This window comes from Cobetia sp. MMG027, assembly GCF_027947415.1.
Classification (GTDB): Bacteria; Pseudomonadota; Gammaproteobacteria; order Pseudomonadales; family Halomonadaceae; genus Cobetia; species Cobetia marina.
Genome location: NZ_JAQJIO010000011.1, coordinates 119,810 through 137,372 on the forward strand (window position 1 = coordinate 119,810; position 17,563 = coordinate 137,372).

The 17,563-nt window shown below is 63.1% G+C and carries 14 protein-coding genes; 7 read left to right on the forward strand and 7 right to left on the reverse strand.

The window, feature by feature from the left end:
• The first annotated feature begins 30 nt into the window (after positions 1-30).
• The 3 genes from nth to PJK54_RS15510 all read left to right on the forward strand — a co-directional run bounded on the left by nth (position 31) and on the right by PJK54_RS15510 (position 3,470).
• A complete protein-coding gene (nth, locus tag PJK54_RS15500) occupies positions 31-666 on the forward strand; it encodes an endonuclease III (protein WP_077374212.1) in 636 nt (211 codons plus the stop codon).
• 149 nt (positions 667-815) lie between these two features.
• Positions 816-3,023, forward strand: a complete 2,208-nt coding sequence (locus PJK54_RS15505; RefSeq protein WP_176494416.1) for an EAL domain-containing protein — start codon at positions 816-818, stop codon at positions 3,021-3,023.
• Positions 3,024-3,182: 159 nt separating this feature from the next.
• Entirely contained in the window at positions 3,183-3,470 is a 288-nt protein-coding gene (locus PJK54_RS15510) for a hypothetical protein (protein WP_077374218.1), read from the forward strand.
• Positions 3,471-3,570: 100 nt separating this feature from the next.
• On the opposite strand, the gene PJK54_RS15515 is transcribed toward PJK54_RS15510, so the two are convergent.
• The gene (locus PJK54_RS15515; RefSeq protein WP_084208211.1) at positions 3,571-4,905 is read right to left on the reverse strand and encodes an NCS2 family permease; all 1,335 of its coding nucleotides are present in this window, start codon (positions 4,903-4,905) and stop codon (positions 3,571-3,573) included.
• Between the two features lie 477 nt (positions 4,906-5,382).
• On the opposite strand from PJK54_RS15515, the gene PJK54_RS15520 reads away from it, so the two are divergent.
• Positions 5,383-6,276, forward strand: a complete 894-nt coding sequence (locus PJK54_RS15520; RefSeq protein ID WP_191237417.1) for a sulfurtransferase — start codon at positions 5,383-5,385, stop codon at positions 6,274-6,276.
• A gap of 154 nt (positions 6,277-6,430) precedes the next feature.
• Positions 6,431-7,339, forward strand: coding sequence for an archaetidylserine decarboxylase (gene asd, locus PJK54_RS15525; RefSeq protein WP_271303310.1), 909 nt, complete (start codon positions 6,431-6,433; stop codon positions 7,337-7,339).
• A gap of 484 nt (positions 7,340-7,823) precedes the next feature.
• Here asd and epmA read toward each other — a convergent pair whose 3' ends face one another.
• Positions 7,824-8,900, reverse strand: a complete 1,077-nt coding sequence (gene epmA / locus PJK54_RS15530) for an EF-P lysine aminoacylase EpmA (protein WP_442870688.1) — start codon at positions 8,898-8,900, stop codon at positions 7,824-7,826.
• Between the two features lie 120 nt (positions 8,901-9,020).
• On the reverse strand, positions 9,021-9,587 hold the full coding sequence (gene efp / locus PJK54_RS15535; RefSeq protein ID WP_077374233.1) for an elongation factor P: 567 nt from the start codon (positions 9,585-9,587) through the stop codon (positions 9,021-9,023).
• A 93-nt stretch (positions 9,588-9,680) separates the two neighbouring features.
• Here efp and epmB point away from each other — a divergent pair, with 93 nt between their 5' ends.
• Together epmB and PJK54_RS15545 are read left to right on the forward strand one after the other, a co-directional pair.
• Complete coding sequence (gene epmB / locus PJK54_RS15540; protein WP_442870689.1) at positions 9,681-10,847, forward strand: EF-P beta-lysylation protein EpmB; 1,167 nt, start codon at positions 9,681-9,683, stop codon at positions 10,845-10,847.
• 174 nt (positions 10,848-11,021) lie between these two features.
• Positions 11,022-11,381 (forward strand): 5-carboxymethyl-2-hydroxymuconate Delta-isomerase, encoded by a 360-nt coding sequence (locus PJK54_RS15545; protein WP_077374236.1) that lies wholly within the window; start codon positions 11,022-11,024, stop codon positions 11,379-11,381.
• 108 nt (positions 11,382-11,489) lie between these two features.
• Here PJK54_RS15545 and PJK54_RS15550 read toward each other — a convergent pair whose 3' ends face one another.
• The 4 genes from PJK54_RS15550 to parE all read right to left on the reverse strand — a co-directional run bounded on the left by PJK54_RS15550 (position 11,490) and on the right by parE (position 17,556).
• A complete protein-coding gene (locus tag PJK54_RS15550) occupies positions 11,490-11,738 on the reverse strand; it encodes a TIGR02647 family protein (RefSeq protein WP_077374239.1) in 249 nt (82 codons plus the stop codon).
• A 220-nt stretch (positions 11,739-11,958) separates the two neighbouring features.
• Positions 11,959-13,170 carry a phosphoserine phosphatase SerB gene (serB, locus tag PJK54_RS15555; RefSeq protein ID WP_077374242.1) on the reverse strand — a complete coding sequence of 404 codons (1,212 nt, stop codon included), beginning with the start codon at positions 13,168-13,170 and terminating at the stop codon, positions 11,959-11,961.
• 67 nt (positions 13,171-13,237) lie between these two features.
• On the reverse strand, positions 13,238-15,514 hold the full coding sequence (parC, locus tag PJK54_RS15560; RefSeq protein ID WP_077374245.1) for a DNA topoisomerase IV subunit A: 2,277 nt from the start codon (positions 15,512-15,514) through the stop codon (positions 13,238-13,240).
• A gap of 161 nt (positions 15,515-15,675) precedes the next feature.
• Entirely contained in the window at positions 15,676-17,556 is a 1,881-nt protein-coding gene (gene parE / locus PJK54_RS15565) for a DNA topoisomerase IV subunit B (protein WP_271303312.1), read from the reverse strand.
• Between the last annotated feature and the right edge of the window lie 7 nt (positions 17,557-17,563).

Below are 17,563 nucleotides of genomic sequence, written 5' to 3' on the forward strand. Positions count from 1 at the left end.
CGAACCTCGCCGACCTGACACCGAGCTGCCATGAACGCCCAGAAACGTCTCGAGATCTTCACCCGCCTGCGCAACGAGAATCCAGAGCCACGCACGGAGCTTGAGTGGTCGACGCCCTTCGAGCTGTTGATCGCGGTCCTGCTCTCGGCGCAGGCCACGGATGTGGGCGTCAACAAGGCCACCGCCAGGCTGTATCCGGTCGCCAATACCCCGGAGAGCATTCTGGCGCTGGGCGTCGAGGGACTGAAGGAGTACATCAAGACGATCGGGCTTTTCAATACCAAGGCCGAGAACGTCATCAAGACCTGCCGCATGCTGATCGAGCAGCATGGAAGTGAGGTGCCGCAGACCCGCGAGGCACTGGAAGCGTTGCCCGGCGTGGGCCGCAAGACCGCCAACGTGGTGCTCAACACCGCCTTCGGTCAGCCGACCATGGCGGTGGACACGCACATCTTCCGCGTCTCCAATCGCACGCGAATCGCGCCGGGCAAGAACGTGCTGGAGGTCGAGCACAAGCTGATGCGCCATGTACCGAAGGAGTTTCTGGTCGACGCCCATCACTGGCTGATCCTGCATGGCCGCTACACCTGCGTGGCACGCAAACCACGCTGCGGCAGCTGCGTGATCGAGGACCTCTGCGAGTACAAGGACAAGGTAGACCTCTAACACATCAGAACATCAGACGTTATCGGGGGGCTTGACCATGCGTGGCCGGCAGGCGTGAACGTTGACTGAGCGAGGACCCCGCCTCCCTGCCTATTCAACCGAGCGGCAACGTAGACTGGAGGCTATCTCCATCGCTCCGGGAACCCGCCATGGCCGCACCTTCCGATGCCGAGGGACGCCACCCTTCGCATTCAGAAGTCTCCACCGAGACCCTAGCGTCTGACGACGACAGCCTGCATGCACGACTGCAGGCCATGTCGTCACGTCTCGAGGCGCTGCAAGCCGAGAACCATCTGCTGCGCACGCTGGTCGATACCCATCCCGACATCCTGTTCATCAAGGATGCCAAGGGGCTGTTTCGCTTCGCCAATCGCACCCTGACCGACTTCTACGGCACCACGCTCGAAGACATCATCGGACGCGACGACAGTCATTACACCGGCAATACCGAGCAGAGCCGCTTCTTCCGCCGCAGCGTGGAGCAGGTGCTCAGCAAGTTCGAGCGTGAGCAGGTCTTCGAGGATGCCACCGACGGCACCACCGGCGAGATCAATCATTTCCGCTCCATCAAGCAGCCCTTCCATGACATTCATGGCAAGCCGCTGGTCGCCGTGCTGGCGCACAACATCACTGCGGAAGTCCGTGAGCATGAGCGCAAGAGCCGTCATATCGATCATATCTATGACACCTCGCTGGAAGGCTTCTGGGACTGGAACATCACCAACAGCTCCGTGACGCACAATCGGCGCTGGTCCGAGATCCTGAACGTCCCCCACGACGAGCTGCACAACAGCCTCGAGGAATTCGCCAGCCTGCTGCATCCCGAGGACACGCCGGAAGTCATGGTCGCCATCCAGGACTGCCTGGAAGGCGGAACACCCTACTACCATCGCCATCGCATGCTGACACGGGACGGGAATGTCGTCTGGGTCATCGACAAGGGGGACGTGATCGAACGTGATCACGACGGCACTCCCCTGCGCATGATCGGTTCCATCACCGACATCACGCGCATCGTCGAATCAGAAGCCCTGCTGCATCAGCACAGTCGCTTCGACCCTCTTACCAAGCTGGCCAATCGCGCCACGCTGATTGATGCGCTGCAGCAGGCGATCATCATCACAGACGCCAGAGACACTCACGGGGCGCTCATCTTCATCGACCTGGATCACTTCAAGAAGATCAATGACCTGCTGGGGCATACCACCGGCGACCATCTGTTGATCGAAGTGGCCCACCGCCTGACCGGCCAGGTGCGGGAGACGGATCTTGTCGCGCGCTTTGGCGGGGACGAGTTCGTCATCCTGGTACAGCCCTTGAGCCATGACCCGCAGGCAGCCTGTCGTGAGCTGGATGAGCTGATGGAGCGTCTGCAGCAGGCGCTCAACCAGCCCTATACGCTCTCCGACCCGCAGTCGCAGCCACTGGATCATCACAGCTCGGCCAGTCTGGGCAGCATCATGTTCCATGATCGCGCCCTGAGTGCGGAGGAGCTCATCCGCCGCGCCGATATCGCGATGTATCGCGCCAAAGAAGCCGGACGCAACCAGACCGTGCGCTTCGACCCCAGCATGCGCGTGGAGCTTGAGCGGGCCGTGCAGCTGGAAAATGACCTGCGTCGCGCCATCGAGCACGAAGAGCTTTACATGGAGCTTCAGCCGCAATTCGACAGAGGGCTCAAGCTGGTCGGCGCTGAATGCCTGTTGCGCTGGCGACATCCTCGGTTCGGCAACATCTCCCCCTATGAATTCATCCCGCTGGCCGAGAAGAGCCAGCTGATCGACAGCCTCGGCGACTGGGTACTGGAACAGGCCTGCAGGCTGCTGGCGGGCTGGCAGAACGGCACCGGTTTCGCCGAGCTCTATCTATCTGTCAATGTCAGCGTCAAACAGCTGGAATCACCGCACTACGTCAGCAATGTCGCCAGAACGCTCGGCCAGCACACCCTCTCCCCTGAATACCTGCAACTGGAACTGACCGAGAATGTCTTCGCGACCGACATGCCAGCCACGGTGGCACGCATGCATGAATTGCGCTCGCTGGGACTGCGGCTGTCACTGGATGATTTCGGCACCGGCTTCTCCTCGCTGACCTACATCAAGCACCTGCCCTTCGATGAGCTCAAGGTGGATCGCAGCTTCGTCAATGATCTCGAGAACGACGAGATGAACCGCCGGATGGTGAACTTCATGGTGCAGCTGGGGCATGAACTGGGCATGTGCGTGGTGGCGGAAGGCGTTGAGACCTCCAGACAGCGAGAGCTGCTGCTGGAGATGGGCTGCGACGCCCTGCAGGGCTACCTGATGGACAAGCCCATGGGGATCGACGATTTCACCGCCAGGTACCTGGACACCTGATGCTGCAGGAGTAGGAGTGGGACTTGGAGTGAGAGTAAAAGTGAGCAGGTGAGTGAGGAGTGACGCTCGGGCCCACATGACGCAGTGCAACAGCACGACAGCATCCACGCCGCATTCATGGCACACTGTGGCCTCTTTTCTGTCCGGATACCGTGCGCAATGGAAGACTTCTTCAACTGGATCGGCACTCAGCTTGGCGCCGCCATCCGCTTCATCGTGGAGGGCCTGAGCGGCTTCTTCGCCAATTTCGACGACGCCCTCAAGGGCTTCTTCAGTGGTCTGGCCGGTGAGCTGGGCATGAGCACCTCCCTCTTCAGTCTGCTGGGCCTGGTGTTCGGGCTGTATCTGCTGTTCAAGGGCGTCACGTCACTGCTCAGAGGTTCGATCATCGGCGGCATCCTGCTGGTGTTCCTCGGACTGACCTTCCTGGGCTGGATGATCGCCTGATCGCGCTACCTCATCGGCCACAAAAAATCCCGCCAGTCCGAGACTGGCGGGATTTTTTCGTTCTCGCCCGAGAGAAGGCGTCTGACGCAATCGCGTCCCCTCAGCCTTCCAGCAACAGCAGGATCGACAGCGCGAACAGCACCCACATGGTCGGGCGAATCTCCCGCGCCTTGCCGACCCCCAGCTTGATGATCACGAAGCTCAGGAAGCCGAACACGATCCCGTGGGTGATGGAGTAGGTCAGCGGGATCATCACCATGGCGATGAAGGCCGGAATCGCATCATCGAACTGGTGCCAGTGAATCTTGCGAATCGGCTCCATCATGAACACGCCGACCAGAATCAGCGCCGGCGCGGTGGCGATGGCAGGCACCAGCGACAGCAACGGCGCCAGGAACAGGAACGGCAGGAAGCACAGTGCCACGACCACGGCGACGAGACCGGTGCGCCCACCCTGGCTGATACCGGCCGCCGATTCGATATAGGCGTTGGCAGGGCTGGTGCCCAGCGGTGCGGAGACCAGCGCCGAGAAGGCATCGACCATCATCGAGCGACGGATGTTGCGCGGGTCACCATTCTCATCCTTCAGATTGCCCGCCTCAGCGACCGCCATGAAGGTGGACAGGGCATCGAAGAACACCGTGAACAGGATGACGAAGATGAAGGGCACGTAGGCGATCTTCAGCGAGCCCATGAAATCCAGTGCCAGCAGGCCGCTGAAATCAGGTGCCGCGAAGATGCCGGTGAAGTTGACCAGCGTCGGCTGCGCGATCTCGGGCGGGAAGTAGGCAGTCCCGTCCCCCCACAGACGGCCGATGGTGGCCGCCATCAGGGTGGTCGCCACGATGCCGATGATCAAGGCGCCATGGATACGTCTGGCGACCAGAACCGCCGTCAGCGCCAGCCCGATCATGAAGATCACCAGCGAGGGCGTCATGGGGGCGACGCTGACCACGGTGACGGGGTTGGACACGATCAGCTTGGCATTCACCAGCCCGATCAGGGTGATGAACAGGCCGATACCGCAGGCAATCGCATAGCGCAGCTGAGCGGGAATCGCATCGATGACCAGACGTCGCACGTTGAACAGCGCCAGGATGGCGAAGATGACACCCGCCCAGAAGACGCACCCCAGCGCGACCTCCCAGCGCATGCCGGTCCCCAGCACCATGGTGTAGGCGAACAGGGCATTGATGCCCATCCCCGGTGCCACCAGGATCGGATTGCGGGCGTACAGTCCCATCATCAGGCTGCCGAAGAAGCTGACCAGCACGGTGGCGGTCAGTGCGGCACTGAACGGCATGCCCGTAGCGGACAGGATGCCGGGATTGACCACGATGATGTACATCGAAGCCAGGAAGGTGGCAATGCCTGCCAGCACTTCCGTGCGCGTCGTGGTGCCTTCGGCGCGAAGTGAAAAGAGGCGCTCGAACAAGGTGAGACTCCCGTGGACTAGGTCGCGATTGGTTGGAGACAAGACGGATTTCACTGCAGGCGTTTCAGAGGCTGTGCGCTTTGCAGGACACTGCCGGATGTGGCGATTCGTCCCTGACAGGCAGGGACGGACAGACGCCGCAGCGCAAGGCACTGATGCGCCAGAGCATGGCACCAGCGCAAGGCACTGCGAATGACGCACCGTCTCCGTGCATGACGCTGTGCATGACGACCAGCGCTCGCCACCACTTGCGCGTCACATTCTTCGCCCGGCATGTGACGGGCAGCATTATAGACGCAAAGTCAGCACGAATTGAGCGTTTCTCGCCAGAACCGCTGCAGCGGCGCATGGCAGTGCCTGCCATCTCCCGCCTGGCGTCCGCCATCTGCCCCGCAAGCCGCGACTTGACGCCACTGGCCGCCAGCATGCCATGATGCTCACAAGGATCATCCCCATCGATGAAGCAAGGACCACGCCATGTCACCCTCCTCTTCCCAGTCAACGTCTTGCGACCCGACGGCCTCCGCCTCGTTCAGCTCCGAGCAGAACCTGCTGCCCTTGATCGTCGAGCCTGCGCAGCTGCTGCCGCTGCTTGACCACCCGGACATCGTGATCGTCGATGTTCCGCTCAAGGCCGAGAGTCATGCCAGTCATGTGCCCGGTGCACGCCTGCTCGACTTCAAGCGCCTGGTCGGCAGCAACGAGGACGAGATCCCCGGCGTGCCGAGCCCACAGGCGCTGTCCGACATCATGTCCGAGCTGGGCATCACGCGGGACAGCCATGTCGTCGCCTATGACGACGAAGGCGGTGGCTGGGCAGGTCGTCTGCTGTGGACCCTCGCGCTGCTGGGCCACACGCGCTTCAGTTATCTCAACGGCGGTCTGCATGCCTGGCAGGGTGAAGGACTTGCCCTGAGTGAGGCTGCCAGCGTATGGCAGGCCAGTGAATATCACGCCGCCTATGTCGATACCAGCGTGATGGCGACCCGCGAGGACATTCTCGAGCGCCTGTCCGCCGAGGCCCCCGAGGAGAAGGTCGTGGTGTGGGATGCCCGTTCACTGGAGGAGTATCGCGGAGAAAAAGGCCAGAACGCGCGCCTTGGCCATATCCCCGGCGCCGTGCACTTCGAGTGGACCGAGGCCATGGACCGCGAGCGCGACCTGCGCATTCGTGACTATGCCGAGCTGATCACCGAGCTGGGCGCGCGGGGCATCAGTCCCGAGCAGCATGTGGTGACGCACTGCCAGAGCCACCACCGCTCAGGCCTGACCTGGCTGGTGGGGCGTGCACTGGGGTTCGAGGACATTCGCGCCTATCCCGGTTCCTGGAAGGAATGGGGCAATCGCGAGGACACGCCGATAGAACGCTGAGCGGCTGGAGGGGGCTCGCTGCTGCCCCTGCCTGCCCCCGCGCTTGAGCGGCCAATGACGATGGGCTAAGGTGCTGCCAGCCTGCTGGCCGCCATCTCGTTGGTCAGCGCCCGCCCTTCGGGGCGGGCTTCTCTTTTCTGCAAGGATCAACATCGTGGATCGTGCCAAGCTGTTCTCTCTGAGCCAATACCCGTTACCCCAGCACCTGATCTCACGCCTCATCGGGCGCATCGCCGCCTGCGAGAACCCGTGGGTCAAGAACACCTTCATCGAACGTTTCATCAAGGCCTACGACGTCAACATGAACGAGGCGCTCGAGGAGAATCCGCGCGCCTACGCCTGCTTCAACGACTTCTTCACCCGCGCCCTCAAGCAAGAGGCCCGCCCCATCGAGGAAGGACTCGTCTCGCCTGCCGATGGTGTGCTGTCGCAGTTCGGGGCCATCAGCCACGGCACCCTGGTGCAGGCCAAGGGTCAGGCCTTCTCGCTGACCCAGCTGCTGGGTGGCAGCGAGGAGCGTGCCACCCCCTTCCGCAATGGCCGCTTCGCTACCGTCTATCTGTCACCGAAGGACTATCACCGCGTCCACATGCCCCTGGCGGGCCGCCTGGTGGAGATGGCCTACGTGCCGGGACGCCTGTTCTCGGTCAATGAAGCCACCGCCACGCATGTGCCGGGCCTCTTCGCCCGCAATGAGCGCCTGGTCTGCATCTTCGAGACCGAACACGGCCCGATGGCCATGGTGCTGGTCGGCGCGATGATCGTCGCGGCGATCAAGACCGTGTGGAGCGGCCAGGTCACGCCACTGTCCGGCGATGTCGAGACGACCCGCTTCGATCAACTCATCGAGCTGGCACGGGGCGCCGAGATGGGTCGCTTCCAGCTCGGCTCCACCGTGGTGATGTGCTTCCCGGACAGCGTCGAGTTCGATGACACCCTGATGCCGGGCCAGAAGGTCAGCATGGGGCAGTCACTCGGCATGCGGCCAGCCTCCTGCGAGTCGCAGGTCGTTGACGAGTCGGCCCTCGGCGATGAAAAAAACTTCGCGCCAGCCAGCGAATGACAGGCAGGAGCGCTGCCGAAGGCAATGGATGACACATAAAAAAGGGAAGCCGCCAGGCTTCCCTTTTCAACTGAGGCACCAGTATCAACCGGCCCCCTCTGGCATCCTTGCACGTCAGCATCTCGCCAACGTACCTGGACATGCCTGTTCGTCCAACTGCGAGTCTTCCTCCCTGAATGGCGTAGTTCTCTTGAGGCTCTACTGCCGGAATCTCTCATGAGCGGCTCCGAGAAGCTCATGCGAGACCCCTGTCGACACCTTGTCACCATGCCCGATGAAAGGCGCCCGACAGCCACTCCCTCGGTCATGTGAATCGCCTCACCCCGTGCCGATCGATGGAGCAGGTACCCAGAGGGAATGTCTGCCCCGCTACGACGCCGGTATGACGACATCAGACTCCCTGTCTGATACCTGCAGTCTAGACGACTCAGATGTCCCTAGCGTGTCAAAGATAAACGCAATTGCTTGCGAGCAACGTGACACCTCAAGCACGTGCTGCCGGAAAGGCAACCACTGCGGCAATATCACGCTCACCCAGTGCCAGCATGATCAGACGATCCAGCCCCAGCGCCACACCACTGCCTGCCGGCATCCCGGCGTGCAAGGCGGCCACCAGGCGCTGGTCTGCCGCGACCTGCGGCAGGCCTGCCGCATGACGCTCGGCATTGTCAGCCGCGAAGCGCGATGCCTGTTCGGCGGCATCGGTCAGCTCATCGTAACCGTTGGCCAACTCGATCCCTGCGACATACGCCTCGAAACGCGAGGCCACCCAATCCCCTTCAGCATCCCGATGCTTGCGTGCCAGCGCCGCCTGAGCCGCGGGATAGTCCGTCACCAGCTCCACGGCGCCCTGTCCCAATGTCGGCTCGATCACCAGACTCATCAGCGCATCCAGGCAGGACTCATGGGACCAGTCACTGGCATCGACAGCGCACTCACGCCCGCATGCCGCGCGCACCTCGTCCAGAGAGGCACTGAACGGGTCCAGTGACAGCACTCGCCGGAAGAGATCACGGTAGGCCGTGACGGCAGGACCAGCTCCTGAGGCGTCTGATGCATCAGAGGTGTCCAGCAGCGACGACTTGCCGGTCAGCTGCGCCCCGAGCGCCATCACGCGCTGGATCAGCTCACAGGTTTCTTCCCTCAGGCCCTCGAGACTCATGCCGGGGCGATACCACTCCAGCATGCAGAACTCCGGATTGTGGCGACGACTGACCTCACCATCGCGGAAGGCGCGCGCGATCTGGAAGATCGGCCCGCTGCCGGCCGCCAGCAGACGCTTCATGTGGAATTCCGGCGAGGTCTGCAGCCACATCGGCACCCGTTCACGCTCACCGGGCAGTTGCAACGACGATGACAACGAGGCCAGCCCCACGTCGGTCGAGCCGGCCTGCCCCAGCACCGGCGTCTCCACCTCCAGCACCTCACGCTCGGCGAAGAAGGCCCGCACCTCATTGATCAGTCGTGCGCGCTGCACGAGGCGCTCTCGCGTCGCGGTGGGCGCCCAGTCTTGCGGCAAGGGAGTCTGGGGAGAATCAGAGGAAATATCGACGTCTGACATGGCGAGCTCGACGAGTGGATCAGCAAGGGACAGTGGCCAGCCTGCAGGATTGACCGGCACAAACGATGATGCCCCGCACGAGGCGAGGCATCAGAGGGGTCACGACGTGAGCGAAAAGGCTCAGGCGCGCGAGACGTACTCGGCGCTGCGCGTATCGACCTTGAGCACTTCGCCCTGGTTGATGAACAGCGGGACACGCACCACGGCACCGGAAGACAGCGTTGCCGGCTTGGAGCCACCGTTGGCGGTGTCGCCCTTGAGGCCCGGATCCGTCTCGACGACTTCCAGCTCGATGAAGTTCGGCGGAGTCACCGCGATCGCGTTGTCATTCCACAGCGTGATGGTGTAGACGACCTGCTCTTTCAGCCACTTGATGTTGTCGCCCAGCGCCTTGCCATCGACGGCATACTGCTCGAAGGAGCCATCGGTACGCATGAAGTGCCACATTTCCCCGTCGGTGTAGAGGTATTCCATGTCGACTTCCATGACGTCGGCAGCTTCGATGCTCTCACCGGACTTGAACGTCCGCTCCCACACACGACCGGTCTTCAGGTTGCGCAGCTTGACGCGATTGAAGGCCTGCCCCTTGCCCGGCTTGACCAGCTCATTGTCAACGATGGCACAGGGGTCATTGTCCAGCATCACTTTCAGACCGGACTTGAATTCGTTGGTAGAATAATTGGCCATCTTGCTCGCTCTCGACTCGTTAACGGGTCTTGCCCGCCATGAATTCCAGATTGCCGCCTCACGGGCAGCAACCATGACTAAGAAGTGATGCGCATGATAACCCGAACCTCGCCATCCTTGCATACCATCACGCATGAGACGTGCGAAAGTCGCGATGTGACGCCCCTCGCACTCCACTCGAGCCCGCGCGATGACTGGCGTGCACAGCTGCGCGACGTCATTCGCTCTCCCGAGGCGCTGCTGGACCGACTGGGACTGGATCACGAATGGCTTCCCGGCGCCAGCGACGGCCATGCCCTGTTCTCGATCCGCGTTCCCGAGGCCTATGCCAGTCGCATCCGCCCCCAAGACCCGAATGACCCGCTGCTGCGTCAGGTGTTGCCACTGGACAGCGAGACGGACGTGCTCGACGGCTATGTCACCGACCCGCTGGAAGAAGCGGAGCACACCCCGCTCCCGGGGCTGATCCACAAGTACACCAACCGGGTGCTGCTGATGGCCAGCGGTGGCTGTGCGATCAATTGCCGCTATTGTTTCCGGCGCCATTTTCCCTATGAAGACCACCAGCCCAGCCGCGCGCAATGGCAGGACATTCTCGACTACCTGCGCGCCGATGAGCGCATCCACGAGGTCATCCTCTCGGGTGGCGACCCGCTCGTGTCTCCCGACAGGCGACTGGCCTGGCTGGTGGAATCATTGGGCGAGATACCGCATCTCAAGCGTCTGCGTATCCACACCCGCCTGCCGGTGGTGATACCGGATCGCGTCAATGCCGAGCTGCTGGACTGGCTGAAGGCGACGCGACTGCAGAAGGTGCTGGTCATCCACAGCAACCACGCCAACGAGCTGGACACGGAGGTCGCCGCGGCCATGACACGCCTCAAGGCAGCCGGGGTCACCCTGCTCAACCAGAGCGTCATCCTGCGCGGCGTCAATGACTCGGTGGAAACGCAGACGGCCCTCGCCGAGCGACTGTTCGAGTGCGGGGTTCTGCCCTACTACCTGCATGCCTTCGACCCCGTCCAGGGGGCCGCCCACTTCGCGATCAGCGATGAAGACGCCTGCGCCCTGATGGAGGCACTGCTGGAGCATCTGCCCGGCTTCCTGATGCCACGTCTGGTGCGCGAGATCCCCGGGCGCCGCTCCAAGACGCCCCTGAGTGGTGCTCACTCCCCGGGCCACCTTGCAGACCACGCCCAGACTGTCGGCCATGATGACCATCCGGACCCGACGAGAGCCACGCTGATTGCCCGCAGCTGAAATCCACCGATGAAATCCACCGATGAGATCAGACCTTGAGGTCAGCACTGCGCTATGCGCGGTGCGCTTGCGAAAATCTGCTACCATCGCGGCCCCATTTCGCTAGAATCGCTGGCCATCATCACCATCGGCACACGCCCCAAGAGGCGTGGCCACGCTCAAGGAGCCCATCACATGCCTCATCTCGTCATTGATTATGCCGACAGTCTGGCCCCCAGCCTCGACATGGACGCGATCATGGATGACCTGCATGCCGCCGCCATGCAAAGCGGCCTGTTCAAGGAAAGCGACATCAAGGTGCGCGCGGAAAGCTGGCGTCACTGGCGCCTGGCGGGCAATCAGGCACCGCTGGCGCACAAGCATGGCTTCGTCAACCTTCACTGCCATCAGCTGGAAGGCCGAAGCGATGACGACAAGTCGCGTCTGGCGGACATCCTGATGGAAGCCCTCAAGCCGCACTGCGAGGCCGCTCGCGAGGTCAGCGTGGAGATCGTCGAGATCACGCGCGCGACCTACCGCAAGCACAAGGCCTGACCCCTCAGGCAATAACGCAAGACGCCCCGCCGGCAGGCTGCCGCGGGGCGTCTTGCGTTATTGCACCTGTCCCCGGATATCGCCGTATCCGGGGCTCATGCGCGGTGTTCAGGTTCCTGTCATGGCCTGGGGGACGTGCAGCAGATCGTTCAGACGATGGGCATGCTCGGCAGCCTCACGACCCACGGAGGTCAGATAGCCACCATCGGGCAGCGTGGTCAGGCCCTTGGCGTGCAGACGTTCTGCCGCAGCGACCATGTCAGGACTGGCATCGTGGCGAATCTTCAAGCCCTTGAGGGCGGCGTCATGCGGGAACAGACACAGCAGGTGCAGTTCATCGTCATAGGGTGACGGCATGGGCAAACTCCTGACGGCGTGGCGAATGGCGTTTTGGGAGGGCGACAACAGACAGACTCCGAGTCGTCGGCGCCTGTCACCAGTCTAGTCACCGTGCACAAAACCACCCTGCTGCTTTGGGACTAGACCCCGTCCCATCCGCCCCGAGCATCGAAACGCCCCCACCGCAACCGCGGTGAGGGCGTTTTCGATGAGGCACCGTCAGGCACTCACTGCAGACTCAGTGCTTGAGGTCCTGCTGGCGGTAGCCCATCAGATAGAGCACGGCATCAAGCCCCAGCGTCGAGATCGACTGACGCGCCTGTTCACGTACCAGCGGCTTGGCGCGGAAGGCGATGCCCAGCCCCGCTTCAGCAAGCATCTTGAGGTCGTTGGCACCATCCCCGACGGCGATGGTCTGCTCCATGCGCAGGCCGTGACGCTCGGCGATCTCGCGCAGCAGCAGCGCCTTGCGCTCGGCATCGACGATAGGCTCACGCACCTCACCGGTCACCTTGCCATCGACGATCACCAGCTCGTTGGCGTGGATCTCATCGAAGCCCAGCAGCTGCTGGAGGTGACGCGCGAAGTAGGTGAAGCCACCGGAGAGAATCGCGGTGCGATAGCCCAGCGCCTTGAGATTGGCCATCAGACGCTCGACCCCATCCATCAGCGGCAGGTTGGCGGCGATCTCCGCCAGCACCGACTCGTCCAGCCCCTTGAGCTTGCTCATTCGCTCACGGAAGCTTTCCTGGAAGTCCAGCTCACCGCGCATGGCACGCTCGGTGACTTGCGAGACTTCCTCGCCGACACCATGACGACGCGCCAGCTCATCGATCACCTCGGTCTTGATCAGGGTCGAATCCATGTCGAAGCAGATCAGGCGGCGATGACGACGCCAGATATCGTCTTCCTGGATCGCGATATCGACACCATGCAGCGCGCCCAGCGCCAGCGCCTTCTCGCGCAGCGCATTGATGTCGGTCTCGTGCTCCGGCAGGCGCAGCCAGCACTCGACACAGGCGCCTTCGGCCGGTGACTCGCCATCCAGCGGTTCACGCCCCGACAGGCGATGCATCAGCTCGACGGTGATACCGAATTCCGCCGTCAGGCCACCGACCTCGGCGAGAATGCCCGCCGGCAGTCGCGGCGCCAGCAGCGTCAGAATCCAGCGCGGGCGCTCCAGCTGATGGCTCCAGCGTGCATATTCCTCGGCGCCGACCTGCACGGCCTGCACATCCAGTCCCAGCTGTTCCCCGGCAGCACTCAGCGCCGCTTCCAGTTCGGACTGCGCCTCCAGTGCCACCAGCGCTTCCAGCGACACAAGCCCGAAGGTCACGCTCTGATTGATATCCAGCAGACGTGCGCCACTGCGGGCCAGCGCCTGACCGAGCCCTGCCAGCTGTCCCGGACGAGCCGCACCGGTGGCGCGGATCAAGATACGTTGTGTCATCGGAAAATCGTTCCTGAGCAATGAATCATCAAGAGGTTACCTCCAGGGCAGCTCGCCACTGGCATCATCAACTGTCTACGGCCAGACGATCGACCTTCTGGAAGCCCTTGGGCAACTTGCTGCCGCGTCGGCCACGCTCGCCACGATAGTAGTCAAGATCCGCCCCCTTGAGCAGCGTCTTGCGCTTGCCGGCGTGCACCACCAGCGTGGCCCCGGCAGGCACGACCACCAGCGAGCGCACGAATTCCTCACGATTGGCGGCGCGTTCGCCCGGAATCGACAGCATCTTGTTGCCCTTGCCCTTGGACATTTCCGGCAACTCGGCGAGCGGGAAGACCAGCAGACGCCCTTCGTTGGACACCACCGCCACTTCCAGCGGCGCGGCATCCCCCTGCGCCGTCTCAGGCACCTCGGGGATCGCCACCGGCGGCAGTACCGCACAGCCGCGCGGCAAGGTCAGCGCGGCCTTGCCGGACTTGTTCTTGCCGGTCAGCTGCTCGAGCGTGGTCACGAAGCCATAGCCACCATCGGAGGCCAGCAGATAGCGCGCCGAGGGTGCGTCGAGCAGCAGCCCGACCATCGAAGCCCCCGCCGCCGGATTCATGCGCCCGGTGATCGGCTCGCCCTGCCCGCGCGCACTGGGCAGATTGTGCGCGGCCAGGGTGTAGGCGCGCCCGGTGTCATCCAGCAGCACCAGCGGCTGATTGGTCTTGCCGCGCGCCGCCAGATGGAAGCGGTCGCCGGCCTTGTAGGACAGGCCTTCGGGGTCGATATCATGTCCCTTGGCGGCGCGGATCCAGCCCTTCTCGGACAGCGCGACGGTGATCGGGTCGGCACCCATCAGCTCGACTTCCGACAGCGCCTTGGCCTCGCCGCGTTCGACCAGCGGCGAGCGACGTGCATCGCCGAAGTCAGTGGCAGCCTGCTCGAGCTCACTGTCGATCAGATCGGTCAGGGCCTCGTCATTGCCCAGCAGATGCTTGAGGTGCTTGCGCTCGCGCTTGAGCTCGTCCTGCTCGCCCCGCAGCTTCATCTCTTCAAGACGCGCCAGGTGACGCAGACGCAGCTCGAGGATCGCCTCGGCCTGACGCTCGGAAAGCTGGAAGGTCTCGATCAGGCTGGCCTTGGGGTCTTCCTCCTCGCGGATGATGCGAATCACCTCGTCGAGATTCAGGTAAGCCGTCAGCAGCCCCTCGAGGATATGCAGACGATCCTCGACCTTGGCCAGACGATGCTCGAGACGGCGACGCACGGTGGCACGACGATAACGCAGCCACTCGGCCAGCATCTCGTGCAGCGCCATCACGCGCGGGCGACCCTTGAGGTCGATGACGTTCATGTTGACGCGCGCGTTCTTCTCGAGATCCGTGGTGGCGAACAGGTGCGCCATCAGGCCTTCGATATCGACCCGATTGGAGCGCGGCTGAATCAGCAGGCGCGTCGGGTTCTCGTGGTCGGATTCATCGCGCAGGTCCGCGACCATCGGCAGCTTCTTGGCCTGCATCTGGGCGGCGATCTGCTCGATCACCTTGGCGCCGGAGACCTGATACGGCAGCGCCGTGATCACGATATCGCCTTCTTCCAGCACATAGCGGGCGCGCATCTTCACGCTGCCACGACCGGTGCGATAGAGCTTGGCGAGGTCGGTGCGCGGCGTGATGATCTCCGCCTCGGTGGGGAAATCCGGTGCCGGCAGGAAGTCCATCAGCTGATCGCTGTCGGAGTCCGGGTTGCGCAGCAGGTGGCGTGTGGCGGCCACGACTTCATGCACGTTGTGCGGCGGAATGTCGGTCGCCATGCCCACCGCGATGCCGGTGGTGCCGTTGAGCAGCACATTGGGCAGACGCGCCGGCAGCACCTTGGGCTCGTTCATGGTGCCATCGAAGTTGGGCACCCAGTCGACGGTGCCCTGGGAGAGCTCGGACAGCAGCACCTCGGAATATTTCGACAGACGCGATTCGGTGTAACGCATGGCCGCGAAGGACTTGGGGTCATCCTGGCTACCCCAGTTGCCCTGTCCATCCACCAGCGGATAGCGATAGCTGAACGGCTGCGCCATCAGCACCATGGCCTCGTAACAGGCGCTGTCACCATGCGGGTGGAACTTGCCCAGCACATCGCCGACGGTACGCGCCGACTTCTTGTACTTGGCGTTGGCCGTCAGGGACAGCTCGCGCATGGCGTAGACGATGCGGCGCTGTACCGGCTTCATGCCATCACCGACATGCGGCAGGGCGCGGTCGAGAATCACGTACATCGAGTAGTCGAGGTACGCCTTTTCGGTGTAGTCACGCAGGGCCAGACGTTCGACGTCACCCTCCGCGACCTGGATATCCATGCTCATGGGCACTTGACCTTGATTACGAGCGTAAAACCGGGGAGCGCCTGACTGTGGCGCTCCCGAAAGAATGCTGTCGCGCAGCTTGTCTGGCTTTCGAAGTTCAGCTGCTCTCGAAGCCCAGTTGGCTTTCGAAGTTCAAATGGCTGTGAAAGCTCAACCGATGATCAGACCTCGATGTCAGCCATGTTGCCGTAGTCCTCGAGCCAGCTCTTGCGATCACTGGCGCGCTTCTTGGCCAGCAGCATGTCGAGCATCTCGTGGGTGCCGTCATCCGCGCTGCGTGTCAGCTGCACCAGGCGGCGAGTGTCCGGTGCCATGGTGGTCTCGCGCAGCTGCAGCGGGTTCATCTCACCCAGCCCCTTGAAGCGCTGCACGTTGGGCGTGCCACGCTTGCTCTCGAGCTGATTGAGGATGTGCGCCTTCTCGCTCTCGTCCAGGGCGTAATGGACTTCCTTGCCCAGGTCGATGCGATACAGCGGCGGCATGGCGACGAAGACGCGCCCGGCATCCACCAGCGCCGGGAAGTGCCGCACGAACAGCGCGCACAGCAGCGTGGCGATGTGCAGGCCATCGGAGTCGGCATCCGCCAGGATGCAGACCTTGTGGTAGCGCAGCTTGGTGAGATCATCCGAGCCCGGGTCCAGCCCGATGGCGACCGCGATGTCGTGGACTTCCTGGGAGGAGTAGATGTCATGCGACTCGACTTCCCAGGTATTGAGGATCTTGCCGCGCAGCGGCAGGATCGCCTGGGTCTCGCGGTTGCGACCCTGCTTGGCGCTGCCGCCAGCCGAGTCACCCTCGACCAGAAACAGCTCACTGTCGGCGGGGTCGGAGCTTGAACAATCCGAGAGCTTGCCCGGTAGCGCAGGCCCGGAAGTCACCTTCTTGCGCGCGACCTTCTTGGCGCTCTTCAGACGGCGCTGGGCCGCCGAGATCACCAGTTCCGCCAGCGCTTCGGCCTGGTCGACATGATGATTGAGCCACAGCGAGAAGGCGTCCTTGACCACCCCGGAGACGAAGGCCGCGACGCTGCGCGAGGACAGCCGCTCCTTGGTCTGACCGGCGAACTGTGGATCGAGCATCTTCACCGACAGCACGAAGGCGGCGCGCTCCCACAGGTCATCCGCACTCAGCTTGACGCCACGCGGCAGCAGACTGCGGTAGTCGCAGAATTCCTTGAGCGCCTCGAGCAGGCCGGAACGCAGGCCATTGACGTGGGTGCCGCCCAGCGGCGTGGGGATCAGGTTGACGTAGGGCTCCTGCACCAGCTCGCCGCCTTCCGGCAGCCACTGGATGGCCCAGTCGACGCCATGCTCCTCATCCTCGAAATGACCGACGAACGGCGATTCCGGCAGACGCTCGAAACCATCGGTGGCGCCGAGCAGATAGTCGCGCAGGCCATCCTCATAATGCCAGGCCGTCTCGCTGCCATCCGTCTCGGTCAGCACGACCTTGAGCCCCGGGCACAATACCGCCTTGGCGCGCAGCAGGTGACGCAGGCGCGCCATCGCCAGACGCGGACTGTCGAAGTAGCTCTCGTCCGGCCAGAAACGCACCAGAGTGCCGGTATTGCGCTTGCCGACGGTACCGATCTGACTCAGCTCCTCGACCTTCTCGCCATTCTCGAAGGCAATGCGCTGACGCAGACCCTCACGGCAGACTTCCACCTCAAGGCGTGTCGACAGGGCGTTGACCACCGAGACCCCCACGCCGTGCAGGCCGCCCGAGAAGCGATAGCTGTCCTGGGAGAACTTGCCCCCCGCGTGCAGCTTGGTGAGGATCAGCTCGATCCCGGTCACACCATGCTCGGGGTGGATGTCAGTGGGCATGCCACGACCATCATCCGCCACCTCGATACCGCCGTCTTCCAGCAGCTTCACGCGTACTTCCTTCGCGTGACCCGCCAGCGCCTCATCGACGGAGTTGTCGATGACTTCCTGGACCAGGTGGTTGGGCCGAGTGGTATCGGTATACATGCCGGGCCGCTTGCGGACCGGTTCGAGGCCGGAGAGAACCTCGATGGAACTGGCGCTGTACTGACTCATCGCAGCC

Coding starts and splice junctions, on each gene's coding strand:
- PJK54_RS15550 (WP_077374239.1), bottom strand. CDS start 11,738: ATGCCGTCACCCTATGACGATGAACTGCACCTGCTGTGTCTGTTCCCG.
- PJK54_RS15510 (WP_077374218.1), top strand. CDS start 3,183: ATGGAAGACTTCTTCAACTGGATCGGCACTCAGCTTGGCGCCGCCATC.
- epmB (WP_442870689.1), top strand. CDS start 9,681: ATGATAACCCGAACCTCGCCATCCTTGCATACCATCACGCATGAGACG.
- PJK54_RS15505 (WP_176494416.1), top strand. CDS start 816: ATGGCCGCACCTTCCGATGCCGAGGGACGCCACCCTTCGCATTCAGAA.
- parC (WP_077374245.1), bottom strand. CDS start 15,514: ATGAGCATGGATATCCAGGTCGCGGAGGGTGACGTCGAACGTCTGGCC.
- parE (WP_271303312.1), bottom strand. CDS start 17,556: ATGAGTCAGTACAGCGCCAGTTCCATCGAGGTTCTCTCCGGCCTCGAA.
- PJK54_RS15545 (WP_077374236.1), top strand. CDS start 11,022: ATGCCTCATCTCGTCATTGATTATGCCGACAGTCTGGCCCCCAGCCTC.
- serB (WP_077374242.1), bottom strand. CDS start 13,170: ATGACACAACGTATCTTGATCCGCGCCACCGGTGCGGCTCGTCCGGGA.
- PJK54_RS15520 (WP_191237417.1), top strand. CDS start 5,383: ATGTCACCCTCCTCTTCCCAGTCAACGTCTTGCGACCCGACGGCCTCC.
- nth (WP_077374212.1), top strand. CDS start 31: ATGAACGCCCAGAAACGTCTCGAGATCTTCACCCGCCTGCGCAACGAG.
- efp (WP_077374233.1), bottom strand. CDS start 9,587: ATGGCCAATTATTCTACCAACGAATTCAAGTCCGGTCTGAAAGTGATG.
- epmA (WP_442870688.1), bottom strand. CDS start 8,900: ATGTCAGACGTCGATATTTCCTCTGATTCTCCCCAGACTCCCTTGCCG.